Source organism: Arthrobacter saudimassiliensis (assembly GCF_059090665.1).
Window position 1 is genome coordinate 86293 of sequence record NZ_JBNHFX010000001.1, and the last position, 18704, is coordinate 104996.

Annotated in this window: 18 protein-coding genes; 3 read left to right on the plus strand and 15 right to left on the minus strand. The window is 69.9% G+C overall.

The features are described 5' to 3' along the window. Positions 1-48: 48 nt before the first annotated feature. From atpA to AC5RV6_RS00430, 9 genes are all read right to left on the minus strand, one after another. Positions 49-1686 carry a F0F1 ATP synthase subunit alpha gene (gene atpA, locus AC5RV6_RS00390; protein ID WP_494005309.1) on the minus strand — a complete coding sequence of 546 codons (1638 nt, stop codon included), beginning with the start codon at positions 1684-1686 and terminating at the stop codon, positions 49-51. 100 nt (positions 1687-1786) lie between these two features. Further along, positions 1787-2602, minus strand: coding sequence for a F0F1 ATP synthase subunit delta (locus AC5RV6_RS00395; RefSeq protein WP_494005310.1), 816 nt, complete (start codon positions 2600-2602; stop codon positions 1787-1789). Next, entirely contained in the window at positions 2602-3150 is a 549-nt protein-coding gene (locus AC5RV6_RS00400) for a F0F1 ATP synthase subunit B (RefSeq protein WP_494005311.1), read from the minus strand. Before AC5RV6_RS00400 ends, AC5RV6_RS00395 begins: the two co-directional genes overlap by 1 nt. Before the next feature lie 42 nt (positions 3151-3192). Continuing rightward, entirely contained in the window at positions 3193-3405 is a 213-nt protein-coding gene (locus AC5RV6_RS00405; protein WP_494005312.1) for a F0F1 ATP synthase subunit C, read from the minus strand. 71 nt (positions 3406-3476) lie between these two features. After that, positions 3477-4283, minus strand: coding sequence for a F0F1 ATP synthase subunit A (gene atpB / locus AC5RV6_RS00410; RefSeq protein WP_494005313.1), 807 nt, complete (start codon positions 4281-4283; stop codon positions 3477-3479). 79 nt (positions 4284-4362) lie between these two features. Beyond that, a complete protein-coding gene (locus AC5RV6_RS00415) occupies positions 4363-4617 on the minus strand; it encodes an AtpZ/AtpI family protein (RefSeq protein WP_494005314.1) in 255 nt (84 codons plus the stop codon). A gap of 1 nt (position 4618) precedes the next feature. Then, on the minus strand, positions 4619-5107 hold the full coding sequence (locus AC5RV6_RS00420) for a hypothetical protein (protein ID WP_494005315.1): 489 nt from the start codon (positions 5105-5107) through the stop codon (positions 4619-4621). A 97-nt stretch (positions 5108-5204) separates the two neighbouring features. After that, positions 5205-6200, minus strand: a complete 996-nt coding sequence (locus AC5RV6_RS00425) for an MraY family glycosyltransferase (protein WP_494005316.1) — start codon at positions 6198-6200, stop codon at positions 5205-5207. Then, positions 6200-8104: a polysaccharide biosynthesis protein gene (locus AC5RV6_RS00430; RefSeq protein ID WP_494005317.1), complete on the minus strand. Its 1905-nt coding sequence runs from the start codon at positions 8102-8104 to the stop codon at positions 6200-6202. Before AC5RV6_RS00430 ends, AC5RV6_RS00425 begins: the two co-directional genes overlap by 1 nt. A 201-nt stretch (positions 8105-8305) precedes the next feature. On the opposite strand from AC5RV6_RS00430, the gene AC5RV6_RS00435 reads away from it, so the two are divergent. Genes AC5RV6_RS00435 through AC5RV6_RS00445 form a run of 3 tightly spaced genes read left to right on the plus strand, consistent with a single transcriptional unit; the run spans position 8306 to position 11270 of the window. After that, positions 8306-9205 carry a glycosyltransferase gene (locus tag AC5RV6_RS00435; RefSeq protein ID WP_494005318.1) on the plus strand — a complete coding sequence of 300 codons (900 nt, stop codon included), beginning with the start codon at positions 8306-8308 and terminating at the stop codon, positions 9203-9205. An 8-nt stretch (positions 9206-9213) separates the two neighbouring features. Beyond that, complete coding sequence (locus tag AC5RV6_RS00440; RefSeq protein ID WP_494005319.1) at positions 9214-10215, plus strand: glycosyltransferase; 1002 nt, start codon at positions 9214-9216, stop codon at positions 10213-10215. Next, positions 10212-11270 (plus strand): NAD-dependent epimerase/dehydratase family protein, encoded by a 1059-nt coding sequence (locus AC5RV6_RS00445; protein WP_494005320.1) that lies wholly within the window; start codon positions 10212-10214, stop codon positions 11268-11270. Before AC5RV6_RS00440 ends, AC5RV6_RS00445 begins: the two co-directional genes overlap by 4 nt. Here AC5RV6_RS00445 and AC5RV6_RS00450 read toward each other — a convergent pair. The 6 genes from AC5RV6_RS00450 to thrC form a co-directional block, all read right to left on the minus strand. Next, positions 11230-11943, minus strand: coding sequence for an L-threonylcarbamoyladenylate synthase (locus tag AC5RV6_RS00450; protein ID WP_494005321.1), 714 nt, complete (start codon positions 11941-11943; stop codon positions 11230-11232). The two genes, AC5RV6_RS00445 and AC5RV6_RS00450, sit on opposite strands and share 41 nt — an antisense overlap. Before the next feature lie 5 nt (positions 11944-11948). Beyond that, positions 11949-12824, minus strand: a complete 876-nt coding sequence (gene prmC / locus AC5RV6_RS00455) for a peptide chain release factor N(5)-glutamine methyltransferase (RefSeq protein WP_494005322.1) — start codon at positions 12822-12824, stop codon at positions 11949-11951. Then, positions 12811-13890, minus strand: coding sequence for a peptide chain release factor 1 (gene prfA, locus AC5RV6_RS00460; protein WP_494005323.1), 1080 nt, complete (start codon positions 13888-13890; stop codon positions 12811-12813). Before prfA ends, prmC begins: the two co-directional genes overlap by 14 nt. A gap of 186 nt (positions 13891-14076) precedes the next feature. Continuing rightward, positions 14077-16221 carry a transcription termination factor Rho gene (rho, locus tag AC5RV6_RS00465; protein ID WP_494005324.1) on the minus strand — a complete coding sequence of 715 codons (2145 nt, stop codon included), beginning with the start codon at positions 16219-16221 and terminating at the stop codon, positions 14077-14079. Between the two features lie 380 nt (positions 16222-16601). Then, positions 16602-17579 carry a homoserine kinase gene (thrB, locus tag AC5RV6_RS00470; protein WP_494005325.1) on the minus strand — a complete coding sequence of 326 codons (978 nt, stop codon included), beginning with the start codon at positions 17577-17579 and terminating at the stop codon, positions 16602-16604. A gap of 2 nt (positions 17580-17581) precedes the next feature. After that, on the minus strand, positions 17582-18700 hold the full coding sequence (thrC, locus tag AC5RV6_RS00475; protein WP_494005326.1) for a threonine synthase: 1119 nt from the start codon (positions 18698-18700) through the stop codon (positions 17582-17584). Positions 18701-18704: the final 4 nt, after the last annotated feature.

Below are 18704 nucleotides of genomic sequence, written 5' to 3' on the forward strand. Positions count from 1 at the left end.
CGAGGGCTCCGCGGCCGGGGACTGCCCGGCCGCGGAGCTCCAAAGCCGCTAGCGCTTCTGCTTGACGATCTTTTCCTGGTCGACGGCTTCCTCGTCCAGCGCGGAGTACTCCTCGTGACCGGCGGCAACCATGCGGTTGTCGCCTTCACCGAAGAAGCCCGGCTTGAAGTTCTCGACGAGCCGCTGCATCTCCTCGACCGTGCTGTCCTCCAGCTTGCCGGTCTCGGCAAGGACCGTCAGGACCTTCGAGGTGTGGCGTACGTGGTCCAGGAACTCGGACTCGAAGCGCTGCACGTCCTCGACCGGGACGTCGTCCAGGTGGCCGTTGGTGCCGAGCCAGATGGACACAACCTGGTCCTCGACCGGGAACGGTGCGTACTGGCCCTGCTTCAGCAGCTCCATCAGGCGGGCGCCGCGGGTCAGCTGCTGCCGGGAGGCGGCATCCAGGTCCGAGGCGAACATGGCGAAGGCCTGCATGTCGCGGTACTGCGCCAGCTCCAGCTTCAAGGTGCCGGAGACCTTCTTCATGGCCTTCTGCTGAGCGGCGCCGCCGACGCGGGACACCGAGATGCCGACGTCGACCGCGGGGCGCTGGTTGGCGTTGAAGAGGTCCGACTGCAGGAAGATCTGGCCGTCGGTGATGGAGATGACGTTGGTCGGGATGTAGGCCGAGACGTCGTTCGCCTTGGTTTCGATGATCGGCAGGCCGGTCATCGAGCCGGCACCCAGCTCGTCGGAGAGCTTGGCGCAGCGCTCCAGCAGGCGGGAGTGCAGGTAGAAGACGTCGCCCGGGTAGGCTTCGCGTCCCGGCGGGCGGCGCAGCAGCAGCGACACGGCGCGGTAGGCTTCGGCCTGCTTCGAGAGGTCATCGAAGATGATCAGGACGTGCTTGCCGCCGTACATCCAGTGCTGGCCGATGGCCGAGCCGGCGTAGGGCGCCAGGTACTTGAAGCCGGCCGGGTCGGACGCCGGGGAGGCGACGATGGTGGTGTACTCCATCGCGCCCTGGTCCTCGAGCGTGCGCTTGATCTCGGCGATGGTGGAAGCCTTCTGGCCGATCGCGACGTAGATGCAGCGGACCTGCTTCGTGACGTCGCCGGACTCCCAGTTGGCCTTCTGGTTCAGGATGGTGTCGACCGCGATGGCGGTCTTGCCGGTCTTGCGGTCACCAATGATCAGCTGGCGCTGGCCGCGGCCGATCGGGATCATGGCGTCAATGGCCTTGAGGCCGGTCTGCAGCGGCTCGTGCACCGACTTACGCTGGGTCACGCCCGGAGCCTGCAGCTCCAGTGCGCGGCGGGCCTCCGCCTCGATCGGTCCCATGTCGTCCAGCGGCTCGCCCAGCGGGTCCACCACGCGGCCGAGGAAGGCGTCGCCGACCGGCACGGACAGCACCTCGCCGGTGCGGTGCACTTCCTGGCCTTCTTCGATGCCGGTGAAGTCACCGAGGACAACGACACCGATTTCACGGGTGTCAAGGTTCTGGGCCAGGCCCAGGGTGCCGTCCTTGAACCGAAGAAGCTCATTCGCCATGACGGAGGGCAGGCCCTCCACACGGGCGATGCCGTCGCTGGCGGTGGTGACTCGGCCAACCTCAACGCGATCGGCGCTTCCGGGTTCGTAGGACGCCGCGAATTCGTTCAACGCATTACGGACGTCGTCGGCGTTGATGGTCAATTCGGCCATCTGCAGTCCCTGCTCTCCTATGTTGTGATCATCGGATGAACGCCGATGACCGGGATTAATTCTCAAAACGTGCTCGTGGAACGGGCCGTTCGGCCAGCTCCTAGACGGCGAGCTTCCGTCGAAGTTCGGAAAGTCGGGAGACGACCGATGAGTCGAGCACCTCGTCTCCCACTGTAATCCGGACCCCGCCGATCAAGGAGGGGTCCACCTCGGCGTTGATCTTCAGCTCACGGCCGTAGAGCGCGTCCAGCGATGCCTGCAGGCGGGTCCGCTGCTCGGCCGTCAGGGGCCGTGCGGAGCGGACTTCCGCGATCCACCGACGCTGGCGTGCGGACACCAGCTCCAGGAAGCGCGAGATCACACCGGTGGGGCGAAGGCCGCGCGGATGCGCAACCGCCTGCCGGATGAGCACCAGGGCCTCGGGACCGGCGCCGGGCACCAGCCGTTCGGCCAGCGCCGTGCGGGCGTCCGCCGGAGCCTGCGGGTCGGAAAGCGCCCGCTGGACCTCGTGGCTGGAGGCAACTGCCCGGTTGAACCGGAACAGGTCGTCCTCCAGCGCGTCCAGCCCGGCGCTTCCCGGACCGCGGTTCTCAGCCACGGCGGAGACCACGGTCGCCGCCAGGAGCTCGAGCGCGTCGCCGATGTCGCGCGGATCGCGCCACCGGGAAGCAGCAAGTCCCGTGGCAATGGTCTCCGCCTCAGGCGAGACCTTGCCGGCGAACAGGTTCGAAACCAGCGCCGCCTTCTCGGAACCCTCGCGGGTCGGATCGGTCAGTGCGCGGCGAACCCCGGCACCGGCGTCGAGGACGCCGACGATTCCAAAGAGTTCCTCAGCCAGCGACAGAGTCGCATGCGGGAGGTACTTCTCCAGCTGCTCCTGCGCCGCTGTCAGCGACTCGCTCGATACACCTGCCATTACCTAGCTGCACCTGCATTCTCTTTGTCGAGGTCCGCGAGGAAGCGGTCCACCACGCGGGCCGACCGTGCGTCGTCCTCGAGTGCTTCACCGATGATGCGCCCGGCCAGCTCAGTGGCCAGCGTGCCGACCTCGGCACGCAGCGACGTGACGGCCGCCTGGCGTTCCGCGGCGATCTGCACCTGGGCCTGTTCGGTGATCCGGGCGGACTCCGCAGCAGCCTTCGCCTTGAGGTCGGCCAGGATCTGCGCACCTTCGGCACGGGCCTGTTCGCGGATCTGGTTGGCTTCGGTGCGGGCGTCGTTCAGCTGCGCCTTGTATTCCTCAAGGGCAGCGCTGGCCTCTGCCTGCGCCTTTTCGGCCTTCTCGATGTTGCCTTCGATGGCGGCTGCGCGCTCGGCGTACACCTTCTCGAATGCGGGAACCACGAACTTCACGACGATGAACATCAGAATCGCAAAGCTGATGCCCGTCACCAGGATTTCCCAAACATTGGGAATCAGGGGGTTGGCGCCTTCAGCGGCAGCCCGGATAGCTACCTGATCCACTATTCACCCGTCCTATCTGGTTGGTTGGTCGGTTGGCTGGGGTTAGCCAACAATGAACGCGAGAACCAGACCAAGGATAGCGAGGGCTTCGGTCAGGGCCAGGCCGAGGAAGGCGATGGGCTGAAGGACGCGCTGGGCTTCCGGCTGGCGGGCCACGCCGGAGATGTAGGCAAAGAACACCAGGCCGACGCCGATGGCGCCGCCGATGGCGGAGAGGCCGTAACCGATGGCGTTGAGGCTACCCGTGATTTCCATTTCTTATTTTTCCTTTCAAGATGCCCGAAGGCAGGTTGAGGTTGCTTGGGGGTTCCCTTTGGGGGGAAGTCTTAGTGTTCGTCCGCCAGTGCGCCCTGGATGTAGATCGCGGTCAGCAGGACGAAGACGTAGGCCTGCAGGACCATGATCAGGGCCTCGAGCATGTACATGGCGATGCCGCCGACGAGGACCAGGATGGAGGCGCCCTGCAGCAGGATGTTGTCCTGCAGCACGAGCAGGTACTCAATGCCGGAACCGGCGAGCATGACGATCAGGTGGCCGGACATCATGGTCGCGAACAGACGCAGGCTGTGCGTCATCGGGCGGACCACGAAGTTGGAGATGATCTCGATCGGCACCAGGACGGGAAGGATGTACCACGGCACGCCGGAGGGCACGACGGCCATCTTGAAGTAGCGGATGCCGTGCTTCTTGATTCCGACGCCGATCCAGGTCACGTAGACGATCAGCGCGAGCAGGTACGCGCCGCCGGGGTGCGAGAAGCTCGGCAGCTGAATGAACGGAATCGCACCGTAGATGTTGTTGACCAGGATGAAGAAGAAAAGCGCGAAGAGGAACGGCACGAACTTGAGGAAGTCGCGCTCACCGATCACGTCGCGGGCGATGCCGTTGCGGACAAAGCCGTAAGCCGACTCGCCCAGGAACTGCAGCCGGCCGGGAACCAGGGTTCCGCGCCGGGAGGCGGCGATGAAGAACCAGGCGATGATGCCCACCGACAGCAGGACGAGGATCATCTGCTTCCCGATGCCGTCGCCGTACTCCGCGCCCCAAGGCCAAACTTCAGGGAGGTGCATTTCATCAATTGCCGGCGGAACGAATCCGTCCTCAGTGGTCGCCGGGAGCGCAAGCGCGATCAACGCGTTTCCTCTCTGCTGTGTACTTCATCGGGCATATGTATCGGGGCAGATCTGTGTGCCCTTGGAAAAAGCTGTGGCATTACTGCTCGGTCTCCCGGTTCCTGGCCTCTGTGCCGCCGGGAGTTGAGTCAACGGGACGGGTCAGCCCGTGTGCGTAGGCGAGGTAGAAACCAGCGGCACCGCCGAAGAGCATTCCTACGAGCACCAGCCATCGCATATCGAACAGATTGTCCAGAAGTAACCCTATCAAACCCCAGGCGACGATCCCGCCAACGATGTAACTGAAAACGCGCATGCCGGCGTCGTAGCCGGCCCCGCCGTTGTTCTCCTGCATATCAGGCTTCCCTCCCGCTGCCGGGGCCCGCCGCAGCGTCCACGGCTTCGTCATAAAGCAGGAAACGCACGCGTGAGAAGGTGCGGATTTCCCCTGCCTGCCAGGCCACGGTCGCAGCCACCGCGGAGGCCAGGAACCAGCCGGACTCCAGCCACTGCGGACGGCCGAGGAACAGCAGGGCGGCCGCAAACAGGACCACCTTGATGCCGTAGACCACCACGAACATGGCCATCGTGCCGCCCGGATTACTGCGGCCCACGATGTGCCCGACCAGCAGGCTCAGTGCGAAGAACGCCACGATCAGGACCCAGGCGAAGGCGACGCTGCCCAGGCCGGCAACGCCCGCGAAGGCGAGGCCGGCGACGGCGCACGCCGCTCCGGCGGCGCCGGACCAGGCCAGGGCCGCCTTCAGGACCTTCAGCCACGGGGAACGTTCCTCCCCGGAGGCGGCAAGGAAGCCGGCGGCCGGGGCGCCGTCTGCGGTGCTCATGGCGAAGGGGTCATCCTTGCTGTGGTCGAACTGCGGAAAAAGTCGGGGCCGGCTGCAGCCCCTCAGGAATTCTACCGCACATAGAAGTCCGCTCCGGTCAGGCGTTCGCCCGGGCGGCGAAGATCCGCGGGGAGGCCAGATAGAAGGCGGTTACGGCTGCAGCAAAGACCGTTCCCGCCGCAGTCACGCCCAGGGACGCACCCGCCGTCACCAAGCCGGTGGAGCCCACCAGCAGGGTGCAGGCGGTGACGACGCCGGTCGCCTGCAGGTGGCTCAGGCCCGCGTCGGTCAGCCGCTGGTAGACGTGCTCGCGGTGGGCGGCGTACCACCGCTCCCCCCGCCGGACCCTCGAGAGCAGCGTGGTGAAGGTGTCGGCCAGGTAGATCACGACGGGAAAGAGCAGGTATTCCACGTAGATGCCGGCCAGGAAGGCGGCGACGGCCATCCCCGCGATCGAGGCGCCCAGCAGATAGCTGCCGACGTCGCCCAGGAAGACGGATCCGCGCCCCAGGTTCCACGGCAGGAAGGCGGCGAAGGCCGCCGCGACGACCACGCCGGCAGCCGTCAGCCACAGATGCCCGGTCAGCACGCCGCTGACGGCGTACAGCCCGCCCACCACGACGGCGTGCAGGCCGGAAACCCCGTTGATGCCGTCCATGAAGTTCGCAACGTTGATGTACCCGGCGATCGCCAGCATCCCGGCCGGGGCCCACCACCAGCTCTGGTCCATGGTCTGGATGAGCGCCGCGGTGCCGGCCAGACCGATGCCCAGCTGCAGCCCGGCGCGGGCGCGGACGGAGAGTCCGCGCCAGTCCTCCACCCAGCCCAGGAGCGCGGCCAGGAAGAGCATCCCGGCAAGGATCAGGATGATGGAGCGGTCCACGGCGACGTAGCCGGTGAGCAGCACGGCGGCCAGGCCGACGAGCACGCCCGCGGCCACCGTGGCGCCGACGCCGCGGATCACCGCCCGGGTATGGGAGGAGCGTTCATTGGGCACGTCGATCACGCCCAGGCGGCGCAGCAGAGGTATGAAGGCGAACGGCAGGAGCAGGCTGACCAGGAAGGCAGCGGCGGCCGAAGCAGCCAGGAGCATCAGCCGATCCGCCGTTCCGGCAGGTCCGCCGACGGGTCGGCGCGGCGCGCGGCACCCGAATCGAGGGAACGTACCGTGGCGGCGCCGGTGCCCGGCTGCCCGGCCTCGGGGCCGAGGCCGCAGCGCTCCAGCCACTCGTCCATCTCCAGTTCCGCCGGGTCCAGGCTCTGGACCCGCGCGTGGGAGACCTTGGGATGGAAGGGCCGTGAATCGTCCTCGCCGGTTCCGACCAGGACCTCGTGCATCTTCTCGCCCTTGCGCAGGCCGGTGAAGACGATCTCGATGTCCTTGCCGGACATGGCGATCATCCGGCGTGCGACGTCGAGGATGCGCACCGGCTCGCCCATGTCGAGGATCAGGACCTCTCCCCCGCGGCCGATCGCACCGGCCTGGATGACCAGCTGGCAGGCCTCGGGGATGGTCATGAAGAACCGGGTGACCTCGGGGTCGGTAACCGTGACCGGGCCGCCCTGGCGGATCTGTTCGGTGAACAGCGGCAGCATGGAACCGCGGCTGCCGATCACGTTGCCGAACCGGACGGAGACGTACCGCTCGCCGGTGTGTCCGGCCATCCATGCGGTGAGCTTTTCCGCGACCCGCTTGCTGTGGCCCAGCACTGTGGTCGGGTTCGCCGCCTTGTCGGTGGAGATGTTCACGAAGTGCCGGACGCCGGCCTTCTCCGCGGCGCGCAGCACGTTGGCCGTGCCCAGGACGTTGGTCTTCCACGCCTCCTGCGGGTACTGCTCCAGCAGGGAGACGTGCTTCAGCGCCGCTGCGTGGAAGACCACTTCGGGCCTGCGTTCGCGGAAGATGCGTTCCAGGGCGGCGGCGTCACGGATATCCGCCAGCACGGTGTCGCGGCCGTTGAGCAGGCCGCGGCCGGTGATGGAGAGCTGGGTCAGCTGCAGGCCGGTCTCGTCGCGGTCCACCATGATCAGCTCGGCCGGATCGAACCCGGTGAGCTGCCGGCACAGCTCGGAGCCGATGGAGCCGCCGGCTCCGGTGACCAGGACGCGCCGGCCGGAAACGTAGCCGGCCACCTCGTCGACATGGATGTCCACCGGGCGGCGGCCGATCAGGTCCTCAACGGCCACCTCCCGGAAGTCCGTGAGCCCTGCCGCCGTTCCCTTCGCCAGCATGTCGCGCAGGGGCGGCAGCACGAGGACCCGGACGCCGAGGCCTTCGGTGCGGTCGGTGACCTCGCGGACCAGGCGGGCGTCGGCGTCGCCGATGGCGATGATCACCACGGTGGCCCGGGTGCGGGCAACGAGCTCGGGCAGGTCCCCGAGGCGCCCCAGCACGGGGACGGTGGACAGGCGCAGGTGCTTCTTGGCCGGATCGTCGTCGATCAGCCCGACGGGATAGTACGGAGAGGACGGGTCCTTCATCATCCGGGTGACCAGGGAGCCGCCGAGGAAGCCGGCCCCGTAGATCAGGGCCCGGTGGGCCTCGTCCCCCGGGCGGACCCGGCTCTCGACGTACATGCGCTTCAGGTAGCGGATCGCGGCCATGAACAGGCAGGCGAAGGGGAAGGCGATGATGCCGGTGCTGCGCGGAATGTCGATGACCAGGCCGAACAGGACGCTGACCAGCACGAGGATCGAGGAGACCACCAGGGTCACGACGGCGAGCAGGCGCATCTCGTGGAAGCTGCCGAAGCTGTAGCGGCCCCGGTAGAGCGCGAACGACCAGCCCACACCCAGCTGGGTCAGCACGGCCACGGCGCAGAACACCGCCAGTCCGCCAAGGCTGATCTGCTCGACGGTCAGCTCGTAGCGCAGCACCAGGGCCAGCACGATGGCCACGATCCAGGCCAGGGAATCCAGGGCGTACTGGGACCAGAGCCACAGCGCGGGCTTGTCCCCGCCGTGTGCTGCCGACTGCTCCGTGCGTGATTGCGTCATGTTCCTCAAACGGCTGTAGGTCCCGGCTCCGTACCCGATCCGCTGCCCGATATGGTGCCCGTTCTGGTGTCAGGGCCCGGCCGGTGCGCCCGGGCTCCGGAGCCAACGTGTAATAGAGTGGACTCCAACCAGAATACTAACCGCATCCCCGCGCGCACCGGCTCAGCGCCGTTGCCCGGACGCGGCCGCGAAAGGATCAATGTGGCTGACTCCGTGGCCGTTGCAGCGGTGACCTTCGACCGTCCGGACGACGTCCGGACCCTGCTCAAGGCCCTCGCCGCGCAGACCGTTCCCCTCCAGACCGTCGCCCTCGTCGATTCGGGCAGCCGCGACGTCGCCGACATCGCCGCCGAGGCCGGCGGCCTGGTCAGCTATGTCCGTTCGAAGACGAACCTGGGCGGCGCCGGCGGCTTTTCCCTGGCCATCCTCACCGCGCTGGCCTCCGGCGCCGAGTGGATCTGGATCATGGACGACGACGCCCACCCCGAGGATCCCCATGTGCTGGCCGTGCTGCTTGAGGCCGCCCGGGAACGGAACCTCGACGTCGTGCTTCCCCTGGTGGTCGCTCCCGGCCGCCCCGACACCCTGTCCTTCCACTTCCGCATCGACGGGCGGCTCACGCATGATCGGGCCGAGGTCGAACGGCAGGGGTTCCTGCCCGGCATCGGGCATTTCTTCAACGGGGCCCTGATCCGCAGCGAGGTGTTCTTCAAGGTCGGCCTGCCGGACCTGCGCCTGTTCATCCGCGGCGACGAGACGGACTTCATGCTGCGGCTGCGGCGCGCCGGCGTCCCCTTCGGCACGGTGACCACCGCCGCCCTCAGCCATCCGGCCGCCTGGGCCGAGGTGCAGGAGGTCTTCGGCGAACGCTGGCACGTGCTGGTGCCCGAGAGCGCCTTCAAGCAGTTCTACTACTACCGCAACCGGGGCGAACTGACCCGCCGGTACCGCCGGGTGCGTTCGCTGGTCGCCGACGTCGTCGGCTACCCGGTGTACTTTGCCCGCCGCCGCGACCTGCGGGGTTTCGCCGCCTGGCTGAAGGCCTACGGCGCCGGCCTGCGGGGCCGCCGCTTCGGGGCGCCGTCGGAGCTGGGTTTCTAGGGCGCGCCATGGCCTCCGCCGATTACGCCGATACCGCGGCCGCCCCCGCCGTCACGATCGTCATTGCCACGTACAACCGCGCCGACTACCTGGCGGGGCTGCTGGCGACGGTTGCAGCACTCGATCCCGCGCCCGAACGGGTGGTGGTGGTGGACAACGCGTCCACCGACAACACAAGCGCCGTGATCGACGCCGCGCGCACCGGCCTGGCGGTGCCGCTCGACGTCGTGCGCCTTGACGTCAACACCGGCGGTGCGGGCGGTTTCGCCGCCGGCGCCGCGCAGGCGCTGGCCGCCGGCGCACAGTGGCTGTGGCTGATGGACGACGATGTCGAAATCCTTCCCGGAGCGCTGGCCGCGCTGGGCAAGTGGACCGGCTCCGCCGACTGCATCCACGGCCGCCGGCTCGACGACGCCGGCAAGCCGTTCTTCTGGCAGCACCGGTTCGTGCCCGCCCTGGGCATCCACTATCCCGTCCCCGGCAACGTGTTCCGTGACAGCCCCGTCTTCCGCACCAATGTGGGCTGCTTCGAGGGCATGCTGATCAGCGCCGGGCTGGTGCGTGAGATCGGGCTGCCCGATGCGCGGTTCTTCATCAACGGCGACGACACCATCTACGGCTGGCTCGCCTCCCGCCGCCACGAGGTCCTCTACGTCAACGATTTCGTGCTGCGCAAGGTGCGGCCGCAGCGCAGCATCGACCTGGGCATCCGGCACCTGAACGATTCCAGCGACCTGAGCCGGTTCTGCATGATGCGCAACCGCGGCTACATGGCGCGGTACCTGCAGGAGCACGGGGTGTTCAGCCCTGCAGGCTTTGCCCTCGGCACGGCCCTGACGGCGGCGAAGGAAGTCCTCCGCCTGGTGGCCGTGGAGCACCGGGTCGGCGGAACGGCCGCGCTGCTGCGCGGCTGGCGCGAAGCCCGGCGCATCCTGCGCGATGACTCCTGGCGGCCCATGCCGCCGCTGGCCGAATCCCTCCCCCCGTCCCCCGTGGAAAGCGGTTCATGAGTTCCGGTACCTCCCTGCCCCGCCCCTCCGGTTCCCCGTCCCCCGGGCCCGACCCCGCCCGCCGGCCGGTCATCGTGCTCCTGGGCGCCGGCGGCTTTGTCGGCGGCGCGGTCCGCGCGGTGCTGGAGGAAACCGGGGTCGAGGTGCGCGCCGTGGCCGCGCCGCGGCTGGAGGCCGCCGCGTCCCGCGGTGCGGACCTGGCTGCGGAAGCCGCCCGCCTGGATGCCGAGCGGGCACGCCTGGCCCGCACCTTCCTGGGCGCCGACGCCGTGATCAACGCCGCCGGGCTGGCGGTGCCAGACGCGGCCGACTCCCCCGCCCTGCGCGGAGCCAACGCCCTGCTGCCGGTGCTGGCGGCAGACGCCGCGGAGGCCGCCGGGGTCCGGCGCTTCGTGCACCTGAGCAGCGCGGCGGTCCAGGGCCACCGGCCGTTCCTTGACGAGAGCGGCCAGGTGGAACCGTTCTCGCCCTATTCGCGCTCCAAGGCGCTGGGGGAACAGGCCCTGGCGGCCCGTCCCGCCGGCTCCTGCTCCGTGGTGACCATCCGTGCGACGTCGGTGCAGGGTCCCGGCCGGCCGACGACGGAACGCCTGGCCAGGCTGGCCGGTTCGCCGCTGGCCTCCGTTGCGGCGCCGGGAACCGCGCCCACGCCGGTCAGCTCGGTGGATGCCCTGGCCCGTTTCGTGCAGCTGGTGGCGATGCATCCGGGCGAGGTTCCGGCCGTGGTCCTGCAGCCGTGGGAGCAGGCGTCGGTATCCGACGTGCTGCAGGCTGCGGGCGGACGCCGTCCGCTGCACCTGCCGGCATGGCTGTGCCGGCTGGTGCTGCGTGTGGGCTACCGGGTCTCGTCGCTTGCCTCCGAACGCCTGCACGGACCGCTCCGGCGGGTGGAGCTGATGTGGTTCGGCCAGCGCCAGGAGCCGGGGTGGGCGGAACGGACGGGCAACGTTCCTGCCCCCTCCGTCCACGCCGTCCTGCGGCGCGCCGGCGCCGGCCGGGCAAAGCGTGCCGGGGCTACCCGGCGGCCTGCTCCCCGGCGGCATTCGAACCGCTGACCCCGCCGGGCTCCTCGCCCAGGTCCAGCACGTCCGGAACCACTGAGCGCAGCCGTTCGATATCGACGGCGCCCCGGCGGACCACCCGCAGCGGCACGGAGGTGGCGTCAACGATGGTGGAGGCCAGCGCGGGCCCGGATGCACCCGTGCGTTCACCGGCTTCCAGGTAGACCTCGACGGCCTCCCCCAGCTGTTCGCGGGCCGCGGCGGCGCTGGCTGCAGCCGGCGAGCCGGTCCGGTTGGCCGAGGAGACCGCCAGCGGGCCGGTGAGGGCCAGCAGCTCCAGCGCAGTGGGATCGTCCGGCATCCGCAGCGCGACCGTGCCGCGGGTGTCGCCGAGGTCCCAGGTCAGGGAGGGCTGGGCGTGGAGGATCAGCGTCAGGCCTCCCGGCCAGAAGGCCTCGGCCAGGGCGCGGGCCTGCTCGGGGATGTCGACCGCCAGCCCGTCCATTGTCTGCACCCGGGGAATCAGCACGGGCGGAGGCATGCTCCGGCCGCGGCCCTTGGCGGCCAGCAGCGTGGCGACGGCCTGCGCGGAGAACGCGTCGGCGCCGATGCCGTAGACGGTGTCGGTGGGCAGGACCACGCACTGCCGCGCGGCGATGGCCTGCTGCGCCCGGGCCAGGCCTTCGCTGAGCAGGGCGGGATCAGTGCAGTCGAAAGTGCTTGTCACGTTGCTTATTCTTTCACAGCGGAGGTTGCCCGGGGCCGGCCGTTGAGGTCCTCGTGGCCTCGGACCTCGAGCCAGGATCCGGCGTTTTCGAGGTGCCGGGCCAGCGCCTGCGCCTGGACCTCGGCGTGTTCCATGACGAAGAAGCCGCCGCTTGTCAGCAGCCGGGCGGCGGTGGCCGCGGCCGCGTGCGGCAGGGCCAGCCCGTCCTCTCCGCCCCCGTAGAGCGCCATCTTCGGGTCGTGGTCCGCCGCCTCGGGCTCGTTGGGGACGGCGGCCGCCGGAATGTAGGGCGGATTCGAGACGACGACGTCGTACCGGCCGTCCTCGCCGGGCAGCGCCGTGCGCAGGTCCCCGTGCACCAGGCGGACGCCGCGGGGTCCGAGGTTGCGCTGTGCCCAGGCCAGGGCCAGGTCGCTGAGTTCGACGGCGGTGACCTCCGCTCCGGGGACCTCCTCGGCGACCGCCGCGGCGATGGCGCCGGATCCGGTGCCGAGATCCACCACGCGCACGGCGCCGGCAGCGGCCAGCCGTGCCCGGGCGGCGTCGATCGCCAGCTGCGCCACGGTCTCGGTCTCCGGCCGCGGAACGAACACGCCCGGGCCCACGGCCAGCTCCAGGTGCCGGAAGGCGGCCCGACCGGTCAGGTGCTGGAGCGGAACCCGCCGGGCACGCTCACGGACCAGGTCCGCGTAACCGGCGGGAACGGGCGTATCGGTGAAGGCCAGGGCCCTGACCCGCCCCCGGCTGCAGCCCAGCAGGTGCGCGGCCAGCAGCTCGGCGTCGACCCGGGGGGCGGGCACGCCGGCGGCGGCGAGCTCGGCCGCCGCCGCGGCCAGGGCCGCGCCGAGGTCGCCGGCCGTGCCGGGACTACTTGTCGTCACCGATGGCTTCGAGCCGGGCCTGCTCGTCCATTTCGATGCAGGACTGGACCACGGCCTCCAGGTCGCCGTTCATGACGGTGTCGAGGTTGTAGGCCTTGTAGCCGGTGCGGTGGTCCACGATCCGGTTCTCGGGGAAGTTGTAGGTCCGGATGCGCTCCGAGCGGTCCATGGTGCGGATCTGGGACTTGCGGATATCGGAGTTGGCGGCGTCGATCTCGGCCTGCTGGTGGGCCAGCAGGCGGGAGCGCAGCACGCGCATGGCCGCCTCGCGGTTCTGCAGCTGCGACTTCTCGTTCTGCATGGCCACCACGATGCCGGTCGGCAGGTGGGTGATGCGCACGGCGGAGTCGGTGGTGTTCACGGACTGCCCGCCCGGGCCGGAGGAGCGGTAGACGTCGATCTTGAGGTCGTTCTGGTTGATCTCGACCTCTTCGGGCTCATCCACCTCGGGCAGCACCAGCACGCCGGCGGCCGAGGTGTGGATCCGGCCCTGGGACTCGGTGACGGGCACCCGCTGGACGCGGTGCACCCCGCCTTCGTACTTGAGCCGGGCGTAGACGCCCTCGGCCGGGTCGGTGGCGCTGCCCTTGATGGACATCTGCACGTCCTTGTAGCCGCCCAGGTCCGATTCAGTGGCGGAGATGATCTCGGTGCGCCAGCCCCGGGACTCGGCGTACCGGGTGTACATGCGCAGCAGGTCGCCGGCGAACAGGGCCGCCTCGTCGCCGCCTTCGCCGCCCTTGACCTCGATGATGACGTCGCGGCCGTCGTTGGGATCGCGCGGGATCAGCAGCCGGCGCAGCTTTTCCTGGGCGTCGGCCAGCTGCTCCTTGAGCACCGGCACCTCCGCGGCGAACTCGGCGTCCTCGGCGGCCATTTCCTCGGCGGCGGCGAGGTCGTCCTCAAGCCCGTGCCAGGTGTTGTAGGCGTCGACGATGCGGCTCAGCTCCGCGAACCGGCGGCCCAGCCGGCGGGCCAGGCCCTGGTCGGCGTGCACGGCGGGATCGGCAAGCCGGTCCTGGAGCTCGGAGTGCTCATCGAGCAGGCCCTGAATGGACTCAAACATGTGTGGTGCTTCCTCTTTCGGCTGTCAATCCACGGTTCGGCGCGCCCGTGGCGATGCGGTGCACCGAACCGTCGCGGCCCGTGCCGCCGGTGCTTATCTCCAACTGTGCCGTTAACCGGCCGGACCGCCCAAACTCCGGAGCCCGCGCAGGCGCGGGTTCCGGAGCCGAGCGGTCCGGTGGTGCAGCTAGTTGTCCTTGGTTCCCAGCGTGGTCTTCTGGACCTGCATCAGGAACTCGACGTTGGACTGGGTTTCCTTGATCTTGCCGGTCAGGATCTCCAGTGCCTGCTGCGTGTCCAGGCCGGAGAGGACCCGGCGCAGCTTCCACATGATCTGGACTTCCTCGGCGGAGAGCAGGTTCTCCTCGCGGCGGGTGCCGGAGGCGTTGACGTCCACGGCCGGGAAGATGCGCTTGTCCGCAAGGTTGCGGGACAGGCGCAGCTCCATGTTGCCGGTGCCCTTGAACTCCTCGAAGATGACCTCGTCCATCTTGGATCCGGTCTCCACCAGCGCGGTGGCGAGGATGGTCAGCGAGCCGCCGTTCTCGATGTTGCGGGCAGCACCGAAGAAACGCTTCGGCGGGTACAGCGCGGAGGAGTCCACGCCGCCGGAGAGGATGCGGCCCGACGCCGGGGCGGCCAGGTTGTACGCGCGTCCCAGGCGGGTCATCGAGTCCAGCAGGACCACGACGTCGCGGCCCATTTCGACCAGGCGCTTGGCCCGCTCGATGGCCAGCTCGGCGACCGTGGTGTGGTCGTCGGCGGGGCGGTCAAAGGTGGAGGCAATGACCTCGCCCTTGACCGTGCGCTGCATGTCGGTGACTTCCTCGGGCCGCTCGTCGACCAGCACCATCATGAGGTGGACCTCAGGGTTGTTGATGGTGATGGCGTTGGCGATCGACTGCAGGATCAGGGTCTTGCCCGCCTTCGGCGGGGAGACGATCAGGCCGCGCTGGCCCTTGCCGATCGGGGCGACCAGGTCGATGACGCGCGGGCCGATGGCCTTGGCCGAGGTCTCCAGGCGCAGGCGCTCGGAGGGGTAGAGCGGAACGAGCTTCGAGAACTCGACGCGGTCCTTGTTCTCCTCCACCGGCTTGCCGTTGACCGAGGTCAGGCGCACCAGGGCGTTGAACTTCTGCCGGGTGTTGCTCTGGTTCTCGCCCTCGCGGGGGGCGCGGATCGCGCCGACGACGGCGTCGCCCTTGCGCAGGTTGTGCTTCTTGACCTGGGCCAGGGAGACGTACACGTCGTTCGGGCCGGGCAGGTAGCCCGAGGTCCGGACGAAGGCGTAGTTCTCCAGCACGTCGAGGATGCCGGCGACGGGCAGCAGCACGTCGTCCTCGGTCACCTCGACGTCGTCGACGTCGGGGTTCTGGCTGCGGCCCCGGCGGCGCTCGTTCCGGTCCCGGAAACGGTCGTTGCGGTCGTTGCGGTCGCTCCGGTTGCGGCCCCGGCGGTTGCGTCCGCGTCCGCCTTCATCGTCGTCGCGGTTATCGCGCTCACGGTTGTCGCGGTCGCGGTCGCGGCCGTTGTTCTGGCCGTTGTTCTGGGCGTTGTCGCGGTTGCGTTCGCGCCGCTCGCGGCGCTCGTCGCGGGCTGCGCCCTCGTTCTTCTCTTCGCCGCGGCTGCGGTCCTCGGACTGCCCGTCCTGCCGGCTGCGGGCTTCGCCGTCGCCGGACTCGGCGGTTTCCTGGCCCTCGGCGGCCTCGCCGCGCCGGCCCCGGCCGCGGCGGTTGCCGCGCTCGCGCTGGCCGTCCTCGCGGCTGCGGCTGCCCTGCTCGTCGGCCTTCGCGGCCGGCTTCTCGCCCTCCTGCGCCTTGTCGGCGGCGGGAGCCGGCTCCGCGGCGGTCCGCTCGGCGGCGGGGGCCTCCTCGGCACGGGCCGGCTTCCCTGCCGTATGCGCGCCGTTGTCGGCCGGCGCGCTCACGACGCCGTCGCTGCCGGCCCGCCGGTTCCGGTTTCGGGTGCGGGAGGGACGCTCGGTCGCCTCGGAATCCTGGGCCGGGGAGGCCGGGGCCTCCTTGGCGGCGGGCGCTTCCTTGGCCGTCGCGTCCTTGGCCGGGGCGTCCTTGGCCGGGGCCTGGACCGTCTCGTCCTGGCGGGCGCTGCGGACCGGGCGGTCGGCCACGGCTCCGCCGCGCTGGTGGTTCGAAATGGCTGCGACCAGGTCGCCCTTGCGCATCCGGGAACCGCCGGTGATGCCCAGCTGGCCCGCCAGGGCCTGGAGCTGGGCAAGCTTCAGTCCGGCAAGTCCGGAACTGCGGCCGGGCGCTTCAGCGGTGCCTGCGGCCTTTGAGTCCACACCTGCAGTCAGGTCGGTGGTGTCTGTCACGAAGGATCCTTCCCCCTCGTCGGGCGGTCCGGCAGGATACCGGCCGCGGTTGTTGGTCCTGTCCCCAGGTCAGATACCGGAAGTCAGGTGTTCGCCGAAGACCGGAAGAAACCGGCACGGCGAATGTGCTGGATGCCTTGATCGGAAGAATCCACTCAGTTTGCGCCGGCATCGGGTGCTGGCGGACAGTGCGGCATTCACGTCGTGGGCCGGCCGAAACCGGCTGCCCACGGAAGGCTACACCGAATTATGCGCTTTACCGGCAGGGTTTTCCGCTGCGGCCATCCGATCGGCGCTGCGGCGTGTCGGACGGATGGGTCAGCGGAAAGTCCATGGCGGCCTGAAGAAGGCGGCCGGCCGGTGAAAGCACAAGACGGTTGTCACCGTTGGTGCATGTCCACCTTAGCACCATCTGCCGCCACGGGAAGCCGACGCACGGCCCAATTCCCGCCGATGTCCGCTGCGGCCTCCCCGAGCAGTGCCTCCGCGAGGCCCGCATCCGCCGCGCTGCCGGCGAGGACCATCACGGTGGGCCCGGCGCCGGACACCACGGCCGGCAGTCCGCGCGCCCGCAGCCGGCGGATCAGCTCGGCGCTGGCCGGCATGGCCGGGGCGCGGTAGCCCTGGTGCAGGAATTCCTCGGTGGCTTCGAACAGCAGCCCGGGCGCCGTGGCCAGGGCGTGCACCAGCAGTGCGGCCCGCCCCGAGTTCGCCGCGGCGTCCGCGTGCGGCACCGTGCCGGGCAGCAGGCCGCGGGCCTGTTCGGTGGAGAGTTCGACGGCGGGGATGGCGGCTACCGGATGCACCTGGGGGTGGACCGGCACGTGGGCGCTGCGGAAGACCCCGTCCTGCTCCCAGCTGATGGCCAGGCCGCCGCGCAGGGCGGGAGCGACGTTGTCCGGATGTCCCTCGATGGCCGAACACAGGTTCAGCACCGCGTCGGCGTCGAGCCGGTCCGCCTCGGGCAGCAGGGCGTTGCCGGCCAGCACTCCCGAGACGATCGCCGAGGCCGATGATCCCAGGCCCCGGCCGTGCGGAATGGCGTTCTCCGCCTCGAGCCGGAGCCCGGTGTCGGTGTAGCCGGCGGCGGCCAGGGTCCGCCGGATGGTCCGCACCACGAGGTGGCTTCCGTCCAGGGGCAGCGTCCCGGCGCCGACGCCGGTGATCCGAACCTCCACGGATCCGTCGGCGACGGCTTCGACGCGCACCCGGTCGTGGAAGGCCAGGGCCAGGCCCAGGGTGTCGAAGCCCGGGCCGAGGTTGGCGCTGGTGGCCGGGACGCTCACGGTCGCGGCGCGGCCCGGTTCCACCGTCCGTCCCGCGGGAAGGCGGGGCGCCGGCGTCTGGTTCAGCTGCACCGTCAGCTCCGCGCGGGAGCTGCTTCGAGCCCGAGCGCCGCGGCGACCGAGACGACGTCGAAGTCCACCCGGGTGGGCTCGACCTCCGAGCCGTCGGCCATGCGCAGCGCCCACTGGGGGTCCTTCAGGCCGTGTCCGGTGACGGTGATGACGATCCGCTTCCCCGCGGGGACCTCGCCGTCCGCGTGCTTCTTCAGCAGGCCGGCGACGCCGGCGGCGGACGCCGGCTCCACGAACACGCCCTCGCGGGCGGACAGCCAGCGGTGGGCGGCCAGGATCTCGGCGTCGGTGACGGCGTCGATGAGCCCCCCGGACTCGTCACGGGCGGCCAGGGCGGAATCCCAGGAGGCGGGGTTGCCGATCCGGATGGCGGTGGCGATCGTATCGGGTTCAGTCACCGGGTGGCCCTTGACCAGCGGCGAGGCGCCTTCGGCCTGGAAGCCCCACATGACCGGGGTCTTCGTGGCGACCGGCGCCAGCTCGTCCCCGGCGGCGTTCGTGTACGGCGCCGCGTACTCGCGGTAGCCCTTCCAGTACGCGGTGATGTTGCCCGCGTTGCCGACCGGCAGCACGTGGTAGTCCGGCGCGTCGCCCAGGGCGTCGACCACTTCGAAGGCGGCGGTCTTCTGCCCCTCGATGCGCGCCGGGTTCACGGAGTTGACCAGGAACACCGGGTACGCCTCGGCCAGCTTGCGGGCCACCTCGAGGCAGTTGTCGAAGTTTCCGCGTACCTGGAGCAGTTCGGCGCCGTGCGCAATGGCCTGGCTGAGCTTGCCCATGGCGATCTTGCCGTCCGGCACCAGGACCGCGCAGGTCAGGCCGGCCTGCACGGCATAGGCGGCGGCCGAGGCGGAGGTGTTGCCGGTGGAGGCGCAGACCACGGCCTTGGCGCCGGCCTCGACGGCGGCGGTGATGGCCATGGTCATGCCCCGGTCCTTGAAGGAGCCGGTGGGGTTCATGCCCTCGACCTTCAGGTACACCTCGGAGCCGGTCAGCTCGGTCAGTGCGGGGGCGGGCACCAGCGGCGTGCCGCCCTCGCCCAGGGAGATGACCTTCGTATCCGCCGTGACCGGCAGCCGGTCGGCGTATTCACGGATGACGCCGCGCCATTGATGAGCCAAGGAA